Origin of the sequence: Agrobacterium sp. B1(2019), from assembly GCF_008274755.1 — a bacterium.
In the GTDB taxonomy this organism is placed as follows: domain Bacteria; phylum Pseudomonadota; class Alphaproteobacteria; order Rhizobiales; family Rhizobiaceae; genus Agrobacterium; species Agrobacterium salinitolerans.
The window spans coordinates 275,005-292,632 of sequence record NZ_VTPB01000003.1 but is presented as its reverse complement, the minus strand read 5'-3'; the positions used below and the strand labels follow the sequence as shown (position 1 = coordinate 292,632).

Sequence of the window (17,628 nt, the reverse complement as noted above, 5' to 3'; positions counted from 1 at the left end):
TTTGGTGCTGTCATCGTCAGGCGCCTGCCCTTGTGAGCAGCGTGTTGTGGGCGGTGCGGAACGCGTCCTGCAGCGCCTTGTGGTCATCGAGGCCTTCGAGGGCATAGCTGTTGAGGAACTGACGCCCGGCAAACAGTTTGCGGTCGACGGGGCTGAGGTCTGCTTCATCGCAGACCTCTTGCCAGAACTTGGCGATGGTTGTGATCTGATGTTCGATCAGCGCCGCGGCTTTCGCCTCTTTCAGGTGATAGTCGGGCGCGGCGGCGAGCAGAGTGGCGAGCGTGCTGGCACGGCCCTCGCCCTTGATGAGCATGGCCTGCGTGGCTTCACTGCCGGTGCGGCCTTGCGGGCAGATGTCATAGGCGGGGGTGAGCGTCAGCATTCTGCCGTCCCAGAAGGCGGCATGGTTTCGGACGTGGTCGTCGGTATTGCCGCACAGTACGTTGAAGCAGATCCGCCCGTAGAGCTCCTTGAGCGTGTCCTTCGGGTCAGTGAAGCGGTGGCGGATGAGTTCGGCGAGGTCTTCGTAGGAGGCGTAGCGGGCCATCATTTCATCGAGCCCGAGTATAGTCAGGGCCGAGACCATGGCGTGGCGCGTCCAACCGTCTTTTGTGTGCGTGCGGTCGAAGCGCTCGATAAGCAGCACATCCTTATGGGCGGCGCGTGTTATCGACACAGGCGCGGCGTTGATCCCGCAGGCGGCTGCCAGCTTCATCGCGATGAACTCGGCCTTCACGACGCTGTAGGTATCGTTGGTCGCAGAGAATTTGGCGATGAGCTTTTTAGTGTCGTCGTCGATCAGGGCCTTGGGGCGCGCGCCACCGATCGAGGTGCCGTGATTGAGGGCCTGGCCGAGCGCCGGAGTAAGAGGGACGCCCTCTTCGATGAGTTCGGCCGCTTCGAGGAGTTCGTCGAGCGAAGCTTGCGCGGCATGGCGGGGGACGTACTCCGTGGCCGATGCCTGGAAATCGAGGGCGCCAATCCGGTCGGAACCTGACTGGAGCAAAAAGGTCAGCTCGCTGATCTCCGGCACGCCGGCAGCGTCGGGCTTTTTGCCCGTCAGCCTGTTGATGATGACCCGGCGGCCCCAAGCGTCCGGCGAGGCGTCGCGAATGCAGCTTGCCATTGACAGGCCGTTGATCGGGGCGATCGTGCCCTCCTGAAGTGGCAATTCCGGCTCATAGAGGGAAATGGCGCTCTTACGGCGCCGGTAGCTGGCGCCATAGGTAAAGAGCAGGCGATCGCCGTCCTGGTCGAGCCGGCCCGCGACCACCGGTTCCGTCGCCCCCGGCAGCCAACTCCAGACAAAGGCTTCGGTAGCATCCGCCTTAGAAGTCATCATCGACCTCCTTCACGGCGTGACGGACGCTCTTGGGTAGAAGGGTCAGTTTTTCGTCGAGGCGGGCATTGTGCATCTGGAGAGTGCGCTCGTCATAGTCGAACAGGCGCACGCCGACGATTGAAGCGACCTCGAAGACTATGCCGATCTCAGGGCCCGGCGCGCCCTTTTCGATGCTGGATAGGGTCGTGCGGCTGATGCCGGCGCGGTCGGCCAGTTCTTGTGCGGTCAGGCCGCGCTCGGCGCGGCCGACGCGGATCAGCTTGCCGAGCATGGTGAGGGCTTGGCGCGTGACTCTAGAGTAGCTTCTCTGACGGGGCACAGCTATACCTGCTTTGTTCATTTGAGTGGACACGAGATCCTCTCGCGTCCAGAATTCTGTACATTGTGCCATGGGACTGGCGTCTAGTCAAGTTTTGTCCATTTGATTGGTCATAAGGATGGTTCGTGTCCAGAGTTTTGAACAAAGATGTGAAGCCTGGAGGGTCGTCGCCTACGTGGGGGCTAGAGATTGTGCCACATACTCCGCTACTCGGCGGCTATTTACGGAAGATCTGGTGGTATGAGGCCAGCCTCCATGGGTCAGAGATGTACTGCTCGCAGAGCTGCTTGACGGTCAACGACTTGCGGTATTCCTCGCGTTCTTCAGCAGGATCGCCGCCATGGGCGACCTGTCCGAGCAGGGCCTTGGCTTCGCGGCGCGCGGTCTCGAGTGTCCAGACGCCATGAAGGCCGATCGTGTAGCGACGCGATCGACCACGAGACCGGTGCTGGACGATGTAGCTGCGCTTGCCCGAGGGATGGACGCGAAGACCGAAGCCGGATACGCGTCGTCCCAGACGACGTGCCCTTCGCTCTGCGGCTCGACGGCTTCTACAAATCGTTTGGTCAGCTTGGCCATGCTCCCGTCCCTCGGAAGCCCCGATTTCGAGTAAGAACCACGCAAGCACGCGGGCGGAAATCAAGGCGTGTTCTCGGATAGAGACTTCGGAGCTCCGATTCTGAAAATAAATACATTTCAGAATGTTAGCGTGCTCTGGCGTACCCTATCGTGCAATTCGGATAGGTCCTTAGACCAGCTCTGATGGCCGATCCTGCTGCTCCCGCGCCGGATGGGCCGCACGGGACACGAGCTCTTGACGCTCATCCCGGCCGGACGCAAGTTCAATCGCGCTCCTGCCCCCAAACTCTTGCTCGATCCCTTGGTCGCTTGCGATCCCGCGCCGCTCGGCAAAGTCGCTGATGTAATCCAGCGTGGTTTCCTTGGCGCCAGAACGCGACAGGCGGCTTGTCAGCTTCTGGTAGGCCAGTTCATCGCCCTTGACGACACGCCACGCATTGCGCTCGGCCGGCGTGGCGTCCGGAAGCGTGACAGGCGTGGCACCTTCATGCTGCAGTCCGATCCTGTCTCCGATCTTTGGCGAGGCCTCTCGCATGGCCCGCTTGAGATCGATGCCCCACACCGTGCGCTGATCGCCCATGTCATTCTCCAGCGTCACAAATTAGTTTTCTCGCGCCTGGCGATTATGCTCGTAGGGCGCAACGCCATGATCAACCAGCCGGCCCGCCTTGGTGAACTCCTTGATATCGGCATAGAGCTGCACGCTGTCGCGGTGCCTGGTCATGGCAACATAGGCCCGATGCCGGTCCATGGTGCTGGACGCCAGCACAAAGGCGCGATCGACGGTTGCTCCCTGATTTTTATGGATCGTCGTCGCATAACCGTGGTCGAATGCCTGATAGCTGTCGGTCAGAATGCTGACACTGTCGCCACCACGACCATCGAGCCGGGCAACGATCCGACCCTTTGCGACATGCTCGACGGTGCCAGGCATGCCGTTTTTGACGCCGAGGTCGCGGTTGTTTTCGAGGAAGATGATCCGGTCACCGGCGGCGAAGGCGCGTTTGCCGTTACTGGTCCCCTTGTCTGTTTACCGGTGGCGAAGCTAGCAACATCGAACGGGCATTTCGACTACTAAAAGTAGTAGTCGCCAATCGGTCATTGCTCATGTTTGAATAGGACACAATCGCATCCATCAGTGAGATCGATATGCGCAGGCTGATCGCACGGCGGATAAGGGGCAATGCGCATGTGGATATTTGGGGAGACAGGCATTCGATTAGCAGCTGCCAAAAATCGGAGTTTCATAGAAGTTTACAATGGCCCATACAGGGTACCGTCCAGAAACGGAGCAGACATGAAGACCAGCCTTGAACATTTGCCGGAACGAAAGCAACGCGAGCTCGCGCGCGTCGTCGGAATTATTCAGGAAGAGTTTGCTGATCTGGTCGAGCGCTCGAAGTCTGACGCCAAGAAGGATGGACGGATTTTCAAAATCATCCTGTTCGGTTCCTACGCACGTGGCACCTGGGTGGATGAGCCGCATACGTCGAAAGGCTATCGCTCGGATTTCGACATCCTTGTCATCGTCAGCAACAAGGAACTGGCCGATCCCAAATACTGGGACAAGGCGACAGACCGGCTGATGTGGGACAAGGAGATTGAGACACCCGTGAGCCTCATTGTCCATGGCGCTCGGGAGATCAGCAATTTCCTGCAGGAAGGGCAATATTTCTTCAGCGATATCCGGCGTGATGGCATTGCGCTTTACGAGCTTGATGATAGAGAGCTCGCCGAGCCCAAAAGCCTTACGGCGCAGCAAGCATATGAGGTTGCCAAAAAGCATTTTTCGGCTCGCTCTCGCACTGCTGAATTCTTCGTCAAGCACACCCTCTATGGGCTGAAAGATGGTGATTGGAAAGAGACAGCGTTCATGCTGCATCAATCCATAGAGCAGGCCTATTCAACGCTGCTTTTGACTCTCACCAACTACAGCCCTGCGAGCCATAACTTGAAGTTTCTACGAGGGCTAGCGGAGGGGCAGGATACCCGCTTAGCCGAGGCGTGGCCGCGGGATCATCATCGGTTTCACTCGTGGTTCAATACGCTGAACGAAGCCTATGTGAAGGCTCGCTACTCCGATCATTACGAAATCACCGAGGAGGCGCTGACCTGGCTGACGGCAAGAACGTCCATCCTCTACGATCTCGTCAACACCGTCTGCCGCGATCACATCGAAAAACTCGAACAGGCCGCGAAGGCCAGCGACTGAGCTTCACGGGTGGCTCAACAATCCTGAGTTCAGGGAGCAGCTGCCGCAGCGTCATGAACCATAGGGTCCAACCTCCTCTTACAATCGCTATGTCGATCTCCTCATAGAAACTGGTCTGTCTTCCAGGAGCAAAGCCGTGGGCAACAACGGCCGTTCCGGTGCGACCGCAATCGAAAGGAACAATCGTGGCAAGGAAAACCATCGAGCAGCGCCTGGCTGAACTGGAGGCGCAGCGGTCTGCGCTGAAGGCCCGTCTCTCGAAAACCGAGCGCAACAACGATATGCGCCGCAAGGTCCTGATCGGCTCTCTCGTTCTGCATCACCTCGAAACCTCGGATGATCAGGATTTTAAGCAGCAACTCGGTGAATGGCTGCGCCGCGAACTGCCGGGCTTTCTGACACGCGACAATGACAAGGCGCTCTTTGACGATCTGATCGGACCAGGGCTCTCGGGCACAAGAGAGAATGATGGAAGCGGGCAGGGCGCTCCATGAACCGGTTGCGACTTTCTTGGGGCGCGTTCAAAAACATGTTGCGCGCCGCAGCACGTGATCCGCTTTGGGCATTTCTGGCTTTGATCACCATGCCCTTCCGGATCTGGAAACGGCTCCTCGGATTTATGTTCATCCTGTTCAACGTCACCTTTGTGATCGGCATGGGTGGCGGTCATTTCCTCGGGCAAATGGGTTTCGAGCGGGGCTCGCCTGTCTACATCATCCCGGGTATCTTAACCCTGCTGGCGCTTGCCACTATCACCTTCTGGTTCATCACCACTCCACTGATTTTGCATTTCGGGGACAGTGACGATGAGACCCATGGCTCCGCCCGCTTTGCGACAGACAAGGAGATAGCCGCTCTTACCTCATCCGGTTCAGGCCTCCTGATTGGTCGTGATACAAAATCAGCCAAGCCCCTGCGCTATGATGGCCCGGCTCATCTCCTCACCATGGCGCCGACGCGTACCGGCAAGGGTGTTGGTACGATCATTCCAAACCTGCTGACTGCCGACCGTTCCGTGATCTGCGTCGATCCGAAAGGCGAGAACGCAAGGATCACCGGCCGTGCCCGGCAAAAATTCGGACCGGTTCATGTGCTCGATCCTTTCGGGGTTACCGGCAGACCCTCGGCAGCCTTCAATCCCCTGGCCATGCTCGATCCCCACGGTCTCGATGTCGCGGACGATGCCAGTGCGCTTGCCGACGCTCTCGTGTTCGACGAACCGGGAATGGCGGGAGAGGCGCATTGGAACGAGGAGGCAAAAGCGCTGATTGCCGGATTGCTGCTCCAGAACGTTGCAGCGGAGCCTTTGAGGTGCCGGCACCTCGCAACACTTCGCGACTATCTTACCCTTGCTCCGGAACAGTTTGCAGCGCTGCTCAAGCGTATGCAGGATAGCGATGCGGCAAGAGGTCTTGTCGCCCGGGCCGCAAACCGCCACCTTGGAAAATCCGACCGCGAAGCTGCAGGCGTTCTGTCCGCAGCCCAACGCCATACGCATTTTCTCGATTCACCGCGCATGACGGCCGTCCTCAGCCGCTCGGATTTCCGGTTTGCCGATCTGAAACGCAACAACATGACGGTGTTCCTCGTCCTTCCGCCTGACCGCCTCTCGACCTATTCGCGCTGGCTGCGCCTGCTTGTCTCCCAAAGCCTGCTCGAAATGGCCCGTGATCCGGCAAGGCCGGCGACACCGGTTCTCTATCTGCTCGATGAGTTCGCATCCCTTGGGCATCTGGCACCAGTCGAACGCGCGATGGGTCTGATGGCGGGTTATGGTGTCCAGCTTTGGCCCATCTTCCAGGACATCCATCAGCTGCGTGCCACATACGGTCACCGCGCCGGAACCTTTCTGTCAAATGCCGGCGTGCTCCAGGTCTTCGGCGTCAACGATCATGACAGCGCCCGCCTCATCTCTGATTTGCTCGGGCAGGAAACGGTCGTGTTCCAGACGATGGCGAGAGCGCTCGATTCCGATAAGACCGGCATCTCCTACAGCCAACAGCATACCGGCCGGCCGTTACTCACCCCTGATGAGGTGCGCAATCTGCCGGCGAAAGGACAACTTCTATTCTTGGCCGGACAACGACCAATATTGGCCGAGAAACTTGCCTATTTTGCCGATCGAGAGTTCAGGGAGATGTTTGATCCAGTCTAACGGGATCCACAACGAAAAGGCAGTCCGGTATCTGCATCGGACTTTGCATGTGAGGTCCTTCGGGCTTCGTTCGCCGCAACCGGACGCGGATAGATGAGCTTTTGTCCAATTGCAGTCCTGCGGCTACGGCGGCATCGCGGCCGAGGGATCGTTTTTCGACCGCGAAGTCTAGCAACGGAGTAATGACCTTGACAGGGCACCGTAGGAGTCTAGACGAGGTCCCATGATTATATTGGGAGTATAGACATGAAAACGCTGGCAGCCGTTTCGGCTTTCGTGGGCAAGACCTTTGCAGTCTGGGTCATCCTGTTTGCCGTGCTCGGCTTCTTTTTTCCAGATACGTTCAAACAGATAGCGCCGTGGATCGTCACGCTTCTGTCGATCATCATGTTCGGCATGGGGCTCACACTGTCGGTCGATGACTTCAGGGAGGTCGTCAAAAGGCCGTTCGATGTGACGATCGGTGTCCTTGGCCAGTTTCTGGTCATGCCGCTTCTGGCGGTGCTGCTCACCCGGATCATTCCCATGCCGCCGGAAGTCGCCGCTGGCGTCATTCTGGTCGGCTGCTGCCCGGGCGGCACATCTTCCAACGTCATGACGTATCTCTCCAAGGGCGATGTCGCGCTGTCGGTCGCCTGCACCTCGGTCACCACGCTTGCCGCGCCGCTGGTGACCCCGTTTCTCGTCTGGTTGTTTGCAAGCCAGTACCTGCCGGTTGACGGCTGGGCCATGTTCCTCAGCATCGTCAAGGTCGTTTTGGTTCCGCTCGCTCTCGGCGCCGCTCTGCAGAAGCTGCTGCCCGGTCTCGTCAAGGCCGCCGTTCCGGCATTGCCGCTCGTGAGCGTCATCGGCATCGTCTTGATCGTCTCGGCGGTGGTGGGAGGATCCAAGGCGGCTATCGCCCAGTCCGGACTGATGATTCTTGCCGTCGTAATCCTGCATAACGGTCTTGGTTATCTCATCGGTTATCTCGCGGCAAAGGCAACGGGCCTGTCGCTTGCCAAGCGCAAGGCCATCGCGATCGAGGTGGGCATGCAAAATTCAGGCCTTGGCGCGGCGCTTGCCACGGCTTACTTCTCGCCTGTCGCTGCGGTGCCGAGCGCGATCTTCAGCGTCTGGCACAATATTTCCGGCGCAATCCTCGCGAACTGGTTTTCGGGCCGTGTGGACGCAGGCTCCGACAACAAAGCCGACTGAAGCTCCAGATCTGTCGGGCCGCCTGCAGATCAGGTGGCCCGACCAGCCTTGTTACGGCATAGTGACGACCGGTGGATTAAGCCGGGCAAAGCCCGCTTGCCGCTGATAAGGGAAATGCGGATAGGGAGCGGCCCTATCGCTGGCCTCGTCCAGCCGCGCCACCTGCGCGGGCGTCAGTTCCCATCCAACGGCATCGAGGTTCTGGCGAAGCTGTTCCTCATTGCGCGCACCGATGATCACTGTGGAAACTGTGGGGCGTCTGAGCAGCCAGTTGAGGGCGACCTGCGGTACCGTCCTGCCGGTCTCTTCTGCAACAGCGTCAAGCGCATCGATCACGCGGTAGAGATGTTCATCATCCACCGGCGGGCCGAAGCTGGCGGTCTCGTGCAGGCGGCTGCCTTCGGGCAGCGGCGTGCCGCGGCGGATTTTTCCCGTCAAACGCCCCCAGCCAAGCGGGCTCCAGACCATTGCGCCCAGACCCTGATCCGCGCCGAGCGGCATCAGATCCCATTCATAATCCCGGCCGATCAGGGAGTAATAGACTTGGTTGACCACATAACGCGGCCAGCCGTATCGATCCGCGACGGCGAGCGATTTCATGATCTGCCAGCCTGAAAAGTTCGAAACGCCAGTATAGCGCACCTTGCCGGCGCGGATGAGGGTATCGAGCGTCGAGAGCACTTCCTCAACCGGCGTGAAGGCGTCGAAGGCGTGGAGTTGAAGGATGTCGATATAGTCGGTCTGGAGACGGCGCAGGGCGTCATCCACCGCCCGCAGCAATCGGAAGCGGGACGAGCCCGCCTCGTTCGGCCCGTCGCCCATCGGCAGGCTGGTCTTGGTTGAAATCAGAACGCTGTCGCGCCTTCCCTTGATGGCTCCGCCAAGCACTTCCTCCGATGCCCCATTGGAATAGACATCGGCAGTATCGAAGAGGTTGACGCCGGCTTCCAGACAAATATCGATCAGACGCCGGGCTTCCGTGGCGTCTGAATTGCCCCAGTTACTGAAAAGTGGGCCGGAGCCTCCGAAAGTTCCGGTACCAAAACTCAAGACCGGCACTTTCAGGCCGGATTTGCCGAGATAGCGATATTCCATGGGGCGTTCCTTTCTTGCTTCGAAATGGTCGTGGGCGGGGCTTTGGCAGCGTCGCGCTCTGTCCATTCCGTCATGATCTGGCAGATGATGATTGCGATGCATTTCAATCGCCGCCTGAAGATAGACGCTCGCTCTTCAATGAAATAGAATGCCAAAATTACTATCACTTGTGAGATCAAGTTATCATGGCGCGACTGGAGATCAACCGGGCAGGGGAAATGGAAATCTTCGTGCGGGTCGTCGAACTGGGCGGTTTTTCCCGCGCGGCCGCGGCGGCAAACATGACGCCTTCGGCTGTAAGTAAACTGATCGCACGGCTGGAAGGTCGCCTGGGCGCGCGCCTGCTCAACCGTTCCACCCGTCAGCTTCAGATCACCCCAGAGGGCTGCGCCTTCTATGAACGGGCAACTCGTATCCTCGCGGATATTGAGGAGGCCGAACGCGCCGCCGGTGAGGGCGAACAGCCTGTCGGGCGCGTGCGGATCAACACCAGCGCTTCTTATGCAACGCATATTCTTGCGCCCATCCTGCCACGGTTTCTGGCGCTTCATCCAGGCATCACGCTCGATATCGTCCAGACGGATATGGTGGTTGACCTGCTTGCGGAGCGCATGGATGTCGCGGTGCGCGCCGGGCCGCTCAAAAGCTCAAGCCTCGTCGCCCGGAAACTCGGTGAGACGAGGATGATGATCGCGGCCGCTCCGGATTATCTTGAGCGCTGCGGCGTGCCGCAAACAATCGCCGATCTGGAAAATCACAATCGGCTCGGATTTGGTTATGCCCGATCAGTCGACGGGTGGCCGCTGCGGGATGCCGGAAAGACTGTTGTCATTCCGGCGACGGGGCGCGTGCAGGTCAGCGACGGCGAGGGCCTTCGCCGTCTCGCCCTCGCCGGTGTCGGTCTGGTTCGCCTTGCCGCTTTCACCGTGCGAGAGGATATCGCCACCGGCCGGCTGGTCTCCGTGCTCGATCATCTTGATACGGGTGAGACGGAGAAGTTTCATGCCGTTTATGTCGGCCAACGGGGCCCGCTTCCGGCACGTATTCGAGCCCTGCTTGATTTTCTCGGCGAATACGGACGGGTGAAGTGACATTTCGATAGCATCGGAAGTCGCGGTGAGGATGAGACGGCAGAGGGCTGAAAAAAGAGTGTCCGGCTGACCGGTCGCCTATGATCTCGGACCGGACAGCGTGAAGGCGCCAGCTGATTTCAGTGTGATCTGCGTCTCACTGGCAATCGTGCTTGGTATCGCACCGCAGAGACTGCCTGTCGTTACGACGTTACCGGCCTTGAGCATATTGCCTCTGTTGAACGCCGAGTTGGCAAAGGCGACAAGCGGCGCAAGCGGATCGCCATTGGGATGTTTTGCCGTAGCATCGAACAGCGATACCGACCCCTCGGTAACAGTGAGCTGTGGCAGGTTCTCGCCGTTTCCGGCAAAGACATCCACAATGCCTTTATCGACTTCAGGGCCGATGACGAAGCCATGGTTGGCGAGGCGATCCGCGAGAAAAAGCGGAAACGGCACCTGGTTTTTCTCCGCCAGCCTGTAGCGGAGAAGTTCAGCGCCAAGATGGACCTTGTCGATAAATGCCATCAGGTCGGCCCTCGCCAGCGGCCCCGCCGCCGCCGCAGGAATATCCGCCGAAAGCGTAAAGCAGATCTCGACCTCGATGCCTTCGGTGCCGCCATGCGGAAAAGAAGCAGCATTGGCTTCATCGACCCGCACACAATCGAACATGGGCGCCCCAATGGCCTCGCCATCCGCGCGAATCGCCAGTTTCCAGCCGGCAACCGGTTCTGCCCGGCTCTCAGCAAAAGCCCGCTGGACCGCCATAGCCTCTCCAAGCGTACCGGGAATGAGACCCTCCGCCTGCACCGCCGCCAGAGAAATCTTCGCCCCCTCGCGGCTTGCTGTGATAAAGCTTTTCGCCAGTTTCTCGATTGCGGCCATTGCGTCCATGATCTCCGTTGTTCGCGAACGCCAAAATGTTGTCACGATTTGGCGCTCACTGCCAAGGCCATCAATGCCGGGTTTGACCACATTGCCGACTTTAAGGACGTGCGGCGAGGGCCACTGTAGAGCCAGTACCCTTCCTCGCGTGCTGCGGGCTTTATGAGAGAGCAAATGAATAGTGTTTATGGTTGACAGCGTCACAAAACATAAATTCAAGCGTTTGCTTCTGGGTTCCCTTGGCGTATTCGTACCTACCAAGACGTAGAACAGAGAGTTGACGTATGACATTGCAATTTCCGAGCATCGCGCAGGCGCTTGCCGAAGAGATCGGAACATTACGCAAATGGCTGGATGAGGACGCCCTGCCCCTGTGGTGGGAGGCGGGTTCGGCCCGCCCGGACGGCGGCTTTTACGAGCGTCTCGGTCAGGATGCGAAGCCGGTTTTTTCCGATAACCGCCGCGCCCGCGTGCAGCCGCGCCAGGCCTATTGTTTCGCCGCCGCCGGCCAGCATGGCTGGCAGGGGCCGTGGAAAGACGCGGTCCTGCACGGGCTTTCCTGGTTCGAGAAGGTCTATCGCCTTGAAAACGGCCTTTACGGCAACCTTGCCGACCAGACCGGCAGGCTGATCGATCCCTCCTTCGATCTCTACAATCAGGCCTTTGCGCTGTTTGCCGCCGCACAGGCGGCCGCAAGCCTTCCCGAGCGCCGGGACGAGATGCGCGGCCGGGCGCTCGATATTCTTGCCATCCTCGAACGCGACTACAGACATCCGGTCGCCGGCTTCGAGGAAGCGAACCCGCCGCGCACGCCGCTCTGCTCCAATCCGCACATGCATCTCTTCGAGGCGATGCTGGCCTGGGAGGTGCAGGACCCGGACGGCCCATGGTCGGCGCTGGCCGACGAGATCGCCGGTCTTGCGCTTAACCGCTTCATCGATGGCGGCAATGGCGGCTTGCGCGAATTCTTCGGTCATGACTGGACACCCCATGATAGCGACAAGGGCCGGATCATGGAGCCGGGCCACCAGTTCGAATGGGCATGGCTTCTTGTGCGCTGGGGGGGCCTGCGTGGAAACGATGAAGCGATCAGGAAGGCAAAACGGCTGTTCCAGATCGGCGAAGAACATGGCATCTGCCCGCGCCGCAAAGTGGCGGTGATGAGCCTCTACGACGATTTTTCGGTGCATGACGGGCTGGCGCGGTTATGGCCGCAGACGGAATGGCTGAAAGCGGCGGTACGGCTTGCGAGCGTCACGAGCGGCGAGGAGCGGCAGCGTTACCTCGCCTCCGGTCTCAGCGCCATCGGCGCGCTGCAACCTTTCCTCGACACCACGGTCAAGGGCCTGTGGTTCGACAAATGGCCAGCGGATAAGCCGATGCTCGATGAGCCGGCGCCGGCAAGCACCTTCTATCACATCGTCTGCGCCATATATGAGGCAGAGGCCGTGCTGGCGGTCAGTGGGTGGAGATGATGCCCATAGCCGTAGAGGAATAGCAGAAATCTGATTTTTGAATTGGGTTTTCATTTTATTCTCAGGCTTTAAATGGGATAGCGATTTTACGCTGTCGATCAGCTAAAAAGACAATACTGGGGGCACAAAAATTATGGTCACTCTTTCGAAAGGCAAATAATGGCCCTTGATCTTCTGAACCACGAGGATGAGCTAAAAACTGCTAAAGAACTCAACCACCTGTTGGCTTCAAAATATGCCCAGGAGGTAGTTAACCGTGTTGCAAATGACGTTATATCGGCACAATCGAATGGCGTCCGAATCGGCGATGGAAAAGTGAAAAGCGACAGTGGTTTTAGGGCGACGCTTCGTTCGCTTAATCCCGAGCGCATGATACGAAGAGCGATACGGAAGCGCTTTCCAAAGCAAGGAACGGTCTCGAGGTCACCTGAAGCTCTCGATAATTCTGAATATTTTCCCTTATGTGTTCAGGGACTTAATATTCAGTATAGTACTGCGACTTTCGTTGACAGGCGAGGTGTTGGTAGAGTTGCTCGTGAAATATTGAAGGAATTAATAAAGCGAGAGGCACTCTCAACGTTCGATGTTAGGCCGGTTTGCGGAAAACCTATTCATTTTTTCTCGTCTGTCCACTGGTGCCCAACCGAGTTACCTTCTCGATCCGTCGTTATGGTGCACGACGTTATTCCTTTGCTATTTGAGAGCATATTTCAAAAATCAACTATTAGCGAATGGAAACAAAGATACGTCCATACGATTAGAAGCGCTGATGTCATCGTGACAGTTAGCGAAAGCAGTTCGAAAGATATTTCACGAATTATTGGTATTCCTGAGGAAAAAATACACGTCGTTTATAATGGCGTTGATATTTTGGACTGGCATGAAGACGAGAGTGTGGATTTGCTTACGCCTGATGCTCCATACTTCGTCTGTATAGGTTCTAACGATTACCACAAAAATATTGACGTCGTAATTAAGGCGATGGGTTTCAGGGATGTCAGGGATTATCATCTGGTCGTTGTCGGAAAATCTCCGAAGGGATTTTCCGCCGAGTTGACCTCTGATAGCGGAGATAGAATACATCCGATCGGTCGCCTGACGGACGGACAGTTGGCTAGAGTATTGAAGCGATCCAAAGGGCTGCTTTTCCCCAGTTTATATGAAGGTTTTGGTTTGCCTCCCTTAGAGGCGTTGAGGCTTGAAGTTCCCTGCATATGTAGTGCGAGACCTGCCATGACAGAATTGCTGCCTGGTATGGTGGTTTTTTGTGAGCCGGATAAACCGCAGGATTGGGCGAATGCCATGTATCAATTGGCTAACTTCCCACCGGACATGAGTGTCCGAAGCCGAATAGCGAGCGAAATTCGGGACCAATTCAATTGGGAGAGATCTACGGACTTGCTTTTATCTGTACTTAGTAGACTTGAAGATGCTGAAAACTGAAAATATTACGGGTGGCAGGCGGTGTGCACCTATATATTGAATATGCATACAACGGTGGTTCAACGATCAGGTTTTTCCGCCTTGACCTGCGGAGCGGAGCCGGACGCCAGTAACTCGAATGCCGTATAAATTATTACCGGCAATTCGAAATTCCCAGCTGCCCTGATCCTGCTGCCCGATTGTGAATTCGAGGCGGGTCGTGGTGGGATGGCCGTGTGGCCCGCGCAGCAGGGGCGCTGAGGTGACGAGGCCGGTTGTTGTACTGTATACCTCGACTACCGCCTCGTCGGCGCGCTCATCGAAAATTAGCGCATCCATTTCAATACGGTATTCGCCTGGTGACAGCACCATTCCGGGGCCATACAACTTATGTTTTCTTCCAGTCCCGGCCAGATCGAGAATTGGGTCTTTCACTGGACCGTAACGCGTTTTCATTAGCGGTAACTGGTTGCTGTGTAAGCGTCCGGCGAATAGATTTTATGCCTGCTTACGGTTTTGAGCCTCGGTTCGAGCCTGTTCTTTCGCCATGATGCGTTCGATCGTTTCCGGGTCACAATGATCCGCGACCAGGAAGCTTCGTAGTCCGCCCTTCCAGCTCCGGGCATCGCGAAGGAGTTCCTCTATGCATTCGATGCCGCGGTCTGTAAATCCGGTCATGCCATCTTTGGACCCGTCGTCTATGTGGATCATCTCGCCGTAATCGATGTTGTCGGAATTGTACATGATCTCTTCGAGCAGCTCCATATCCTCGTCGAGGAGGTCCGAGACGGCTTTGATCGTGTATACGCGGGTCGAGCGGGCCATCAGGCGGCCTCGGCGCGGGTGATTGCTGCCATCGGCACCCAGTTCCACGGCAGCAACTCCTCAAGGCGATCCTTGGGATGATCCTGAATCCTGATCAGAACGTCCGTCAGATAGACTTCCGGATTATGGCCATGGAGTTTGACCGTTTCGATGATTGTCAATATATTGGCGATGCGATCGCCACCCTTGTCCGAGCCTGCGAATAACCAGTTTTTTCTGCCAATTCCCAGCGGACGCATGGCTCGCTCAGCTATATTGTTATCGGGCATGTTGCCATCGGCGTCCCACGAACGTTCGGCAGATTCTATCCTGTCATGTTAGAATTGTCGTGTCGGGACAGGGGCGTCGGAGTGCGAAGAAGCGGGCAGGCCGAATTGACTTTGAGCTGCGAGCTCGCGTTGTTATCTGGCCGCCCCTGCGACTATCCCGTCTGCGCTGCGAGCGCGTATCCGTAGATGTCGCACAGCCCGCGCACTCCCCCATCAACAACATGGAGGATTTGGAATGCGGTCGATCGGAATGGATGTGCATCGAAGTTTTGCGCAGGTCGCGGTTCTTGACCGGGGCAAGGTCACCGAAGAATTCCGGGTGGACCTGGATTACGACGCTGTGGTGGCCTTTGGGCAGAAGCTTCGAAAGGATGACGAAGTTATACTGGAAGCAACCGGGAACACCTCGGCCATCGTAAGGTTGCTGACGCCGTTCGTGGCCAAGGTCGTGATCGCGAACCCGCTTCAGGTGAAGGCCATCGCCCACGCGCGCGTGAAGACCGACAAAGTCGACGCGCGGATTCTGGCGCAGCTTCATGCCGCCGGCTTCTTGCCGGAGGTCTGGGCCGCGGATGATGATACCCTGAACCTGCGTCGTCTCGTGTCGGAGCGCGCGGCGCTCGTGCGATCAGTGCGACGAGTGAAGAGCCGGGTTCAGGCCGTTCTCCACGCCAATCTCGTGCCGAAATACTCGGGACATCTGTTCGGAAAAGATGGCAGAGACTGGCTTTCGAAGGCCCCGTTGCCCAAGGCAGAGCGCGACCTCCTCGCCCGCCATCTCGATGAACTGGACTGGCTGAAGGGCAAGCTCGAAAAGCTGGATGGTGCCATGGCCCGAATTGCGCTTGACGACACTCGCACGCGCAAGCTGATGACGATCGCCGGAGTAAATTCCGTGGTTGCCACGGCGGTGATAGCCGCCATTGGCGACATCTCCCGGTTCCCGACGCCCGACCGGCTTGCGAGCTACTTCGGCTTGACCCCACGGGTGCGCCAGTCCGGCGATCGCGGCGCAATCCATGGCCGCATCTCGAAACAGGGAAACGCGATTGCCAGAACGATGCTGATTGAAGCTGCCTGGTCGGCCGCGTCGGTCCCGGGGCCGCTGCGTGCCTTCTTTCTCCGGATCAAGGACCGCAAAGGCCTCAACGTCGCGGCGGTCGCCACGGCGCGCAAGATCGCAAATCTGATCTGGCAGTTGCTGACCAAGGAGGCTCCCTACAGATGGGCTCGGCCCGCCTTTGTCGCCATGAAGATGCGCAAGCTTGAACTTCGTGCCGGCGCTCCCAAAGCACATGGACCCGCTGGTCCCGCCCGCGATTATTGGATCAAGGAAATCCGACATCGAGAGATGGAGCTCGTTGCTCAGGCGGAGGCAGCCTACGCGGCCATGGTCGAAGCCTGGAGAGATAGGCCACCTAAACCACAAAAAGGTTGAGAAAGGGGCTGTTCAACAACATCCGTGTCGATCTCGACACGTCCATCATCGATGTAAATGCTCAATGCTGCCCACCGCGAGAGGGCGTATCGCATCGCTTCGGCCAGCTTCTGTTTCTGCGGCAACGTCGGTAGCGTAGCCTCGATCCACACCTTCAAGTCCCTCAGAATGGGCTTGGCATGTTCCTGGCGCAGTGCGCACCGCTCATCAGCCGGCATGCCGCGGATACGATCCTCAATATCGTAGAGCGCGCCGATACGAGACAACGCCTCCTCGGCTATCGGTGATGGCTTCAGTTTGATCACATCATGGAACTTGCGGCGCACATGCGCCATGCAGGCGGCCTCGGTGATTTGGTTGCCGTAAAGCTTCTTATAACCACCATAGCCATCCGCATGCATCACGCCGCTGAAGCTAGCAAGATGGTCGGCTGGATGTGCGCCCTTACGATCGGGGCTATAGTAATAGGCAATGGCCTTGGGGGTTGGATCTTGATAGCCGCTGCCATCGAAGACGTAGACCCAAACCCTGCCGGTTTTCGTCTTCCCGCGCCCAGGGTCGAGAACATCGACCGGGGTATCGTCCGTATGTATTCTGTCGACCGCAGCGATATGGGCTCTGATCAGCAAGATGAGAGGCGCAAGCAGAACGGATACGCGGCCAACCCAGTCCGCCATGACGGACCGGGATATATCTATTCCCAGCCGGTCGTACATCTCGGATAGACGATAGAGCGGAATGTGATCGTCGAATTTGGCGACCATGATATGCGCGAGCAATCCCGGTCCGGGCTTGCCTCGCTCGATCGGCAAGGTTGGCATTTCGCCGGACACCGTCGTATCGCAGTCCTTGCAGATCATTCGCTTTTCGACGTGGCGGACAATCTTTACGGACGCCGGTACGTGCTCCATCACCTGGACCACCTTGTCAGCCGCCTTGAGGAAAGACGTGCCACCGCAGGTCGGACAACTGCAGGGCGCTGCATAGACCTGCTCTTCGGTGGGAAGGTCATCCGGCAGCGGTCTGCGCTTCGGCTTACCCGGTACGTCGTCCAAATCCGGCAAAGGGGTCTTCCCGGAACGCACCTCAGCCTCAGCACGAGAGGCCTCGATCTCCTCCAGCATCAGTTCGAATTGCTCGATCTTCCGGTCGATCTTTTCCGAAGAAGGACCGTGCTGCCGATGTCGGAGCAGTTCCAACTGCGCGCGCAGAAGACTGATAATGGAGTCGCGCTTGGTGACTTCGGCTTCCTGGCTCTCAAGTTTCGCCGCCTGTTCAGCGACCAGCGCGCGCAATGCAGATAGCTCGTCCTGACTGTTCAATGGCGTTGTTTCCATGCCGTTAA

Annotated in this window: 14 protein-coding genes and 4 pseudogenes; 8 read left to right on the top strand and 10 right to left on the bottom strand. The window is 58.0% G+C overall.

The genetic code is table 11. The features are described 5' to 3' along the window. Positions 1 to 16: 16 nt before the first annotated feature. The 4 genes and pseudogenes from AGR1_RS21635 to AGR1_RS21620 all read right to left on the bottom strand — a co-directional run bounded on the left by AGR1_RS21635 (position 17) and on the right by AGR1_RS21620 (position 3,174). Positions 17 to 1,339: a type II toxin-antitoxin system HipA family toxin gene (locus tag AGR1_RS21635; protein ID WP_149148214.1), complete on the bottom strand. Its 1,323-nt coding sequence runs from the start codon at positions 1,337 to 1,339 to the stop codon at positions 17 to 19. After that, positions 1,329 to 1,613, bottom strand: a complete 285-nt coding sequence (locus AGR1_RS21630; RefSeq protein WP_181404672.1) for a helix-turn-helix domain-containing protein — start codon at positions 1,611 to 1,613, stop codon at positions 1,329 to 1,331. Before AGR1_RS21630 ends, AGR1_RS21635 begins: the two co-directional genes overlap by 11 nt. Before the next feature lie 287 nt (positions 1,614 to 1,900). Next, positions 1,901 to 2,240 (bottom strand): annotated as a pseudogene (locus AGR1_RS21625) (Arm DNA-binding domain-containing protein); the annotation flags it as partial. Positions 2,241 to 2,409: 169 nt separating this feature from the next. Beyond that, positions 2,410 to 3,174 (bottom strand): annotated as a pseudogene (locus tag AGR1_RS21620) (hypothetical protein). 363 nt (positions 3,175 to 3,537) lie between these two features. Here AGR1_RS21620 and AGR1_RS21615 point away from each other — a divergent pair. The 4 genes from AGR1_RS21615 to AGR1_RS21600 all read left to right on the top strand — a co-directional run bounded on the left by AGR1_RS21615 (position 3,538) and on the right by AGR1_RS21600 (position 7,804). Continuing rightward, positions 3,538 to 4,452 carry a nucleotidyltransferase and HEPN domain-containing protein gene (locus tag AGR1_RS21615; RefSeq protein ID WP_149148511.1) on the top strand — a complete coding sequence of 305 codons (915 nt, stop codon included), beginning with the start codon at positions 3,538 to 3,540 and terminating at the stop codon, positions 4,450 to 4,452. Between the two features lie 185 nt (positions 4,453 to 4,637). Further along, complete coding sequence (locus tag AGR1_RS21610) at positions 4,638 to 4,946, top strand: mobilization protein (protein WP_149148212.1); 309 nt, start codon at positions 4,638 to 4,640, stop codon at positions 4,944 to 4,946. After that, on the top strand, positions 4,943 to 6,607 hold the full coding sequence (locus AGR1_RS21605; RefSeq protein ID WP_149148211.1) for a type IV secretory system conjugative DNA transfer family protein: 1,665 nt from the start codon (positions 4,943 to 4,945) through the stop codon (positions 6,605 to 6,607). Before AGR1_RS21610 ends, AGR1_RS21605 begins: the two co-directional genes overlap by 4 nt. A gap of 246 nt (positions 6,608 to 6,853) precedes the next feature. Further along, positions 6,854 to 7,804: a bile acid:sodium symporter family protein gene (locus AGR1_RS21600; protein ID WP_149148210.1), complete on the top strand. Its 951-nt coding sequence runs from the start codon at positions 6,854 to 6,856 to the stop codon at positions 7,802 to 7,804. Positions 7,805 to 7,855: 51 nt separating this feature from the next. On the opposite strand, the gene AGR1_RS21595 is transcribed toward AGR1_RS21600, so the two are convergent. Further along, positions 7,856 to 8,899: an aldo/keto reductase gene (locus AGR1_RS21595; protein WP_149148209.1), complete on the bottom strand. Its 1,044-nt coding sequence runs from the start codon at positions 8,897 to 8,899 to the stop codon at positions 7,856 to 7,858. Positions 8,900 to 9,084: 185 nt separating this feature from the next. Between AGR1_RS21595 and AGR1_RS21590 the strand changes: the two genes are divergently transcribed. After that, positions 9,085 to 9,990, top strand: a complete 906-nt coding sequence (locus AGR1_RS21590) for a LysR family transcriptional regulator (protein WP_149148208.1) — start codon at positions 9,085 to 9,087, stop codon at positions 9,988 to 9,990. 78 nt (positions 9,991 to 10,068) lie between these two features. Here the strand turns inward: AGR1_RS21590 and AGR1_RS21585 are convergent, their stop codons facing one another. Continuing rightward, positions 10,069 to 10,854 (bottom strand): 2-keto-4-pentenoate hydratase, encoded by a 786-nt coding sequence (locus tag AGR1_RS21585; RefSeq protein WP_187772273.1) that lies wholly within the window; start codon positions 10,852 to 10,854, stop codon positions 10,069 to 10,071. A gap of 284 nt (positions 10,855 to 11,138) precedes the next feature. On the opposite strand from AGR1_RS21585, the gene AGR1_RS21580 reads away from it, so the two are divergent. Both AGR1_RS21580 and AGR1_RS21575 read left to right on the top strand, forming a co-directional pair. After that, positions 11,139 to 12,329: an AGE family epimerase/isomerase gene (locus AGR1_RS21580; protein ID WP_149148207.1), complete on the top strand. Its 1,191-nt coding sequence runs from the start codon at positions 11,139 to 11,141 to the stop codon at positions 12,327 to 12,329. Positions 12,330 to 12,488: 159 nt separating this feature from the next. Then, a complete protein-coding gene (locus AGR1_RS21575; protein ID WP_149148206.1) occupies positions 12,489 to 13,772 on the top strand; it encodes a glycosyltransferase family 1 protein in 1,284 nt (427 codons plus the stop codon). A gap of 66 nt (positions 13,773 to 13,838) precedes the next feature. Here the strand turns inward: AGR1_RS21575 and AGR1_RS21570 are convergent, their stop codons facing one another. From AGR1_RS21570 to AGR1_RS21560, 3 genes and pseudogenes are all read right to left on the bottom strand, one after another. Further along, positions 13,839 to 14,207: a hypothetical protein gene (locus AGR1_RS21570; protein WP_149148205.1), complete on the bottom strand. Its 369-nt coding sequence runs from the start codon at positions 14,205 to 14,207 to the stop codon at positions 13,839 to 13,841. 42 nt (positions 14,208 to 14,249) lie between these two features. Continuing rightward, a complete protein-coding gene (locus AGR1_RS21565) occupies positions 14,250 to 14,576 on the bottom strand; it encodes a hypothetical protein (RefSeq protein WP_149148509.1) in 327 nt (108 codons plus the stop codon). Further along, positions 14,576 to 14,839 (bottom strand): annotated as a pseudogene (locus AGR1_RS21560) (transposase domain-containing protein); the annotation flags it as partial. The gene AGR1_RS21565 and the pseudogene AGR1_RS21560, both read right to left, overlap by 1 nt. A 256-nt stretch (positions 14,840 to 15,095) precedes the next feature. Between AGR1_RS21560 and AGR1_RS21555 the strand changes: the two are divergent. Continuing rightward, a complete protein-coding gene (locus tag AGR1_RS21555) occupies positions 15,096 to 16,283 on the top strand; it encodes an IS110 family transposase (protein WP_081950783.1) in 1,188 nt (395 codons plus the stop codon). Here the strand turns inward: AGR1_RS21555 and AGR1_RS21550 are convergent. Next, positions 16,262 to 17,620: pseudogene (locus AGR1_RS21550) on the bottom strand (IS66 family transposase); the annotation flags it as partial. The gene AGR1_RS21555 and the pseudogene AGR1_RS21550 sit on opposite strands and share 22 nt — an antisense overlap. Positions 17,621 to 17,628: the final 8 nt, after the last annotated feature.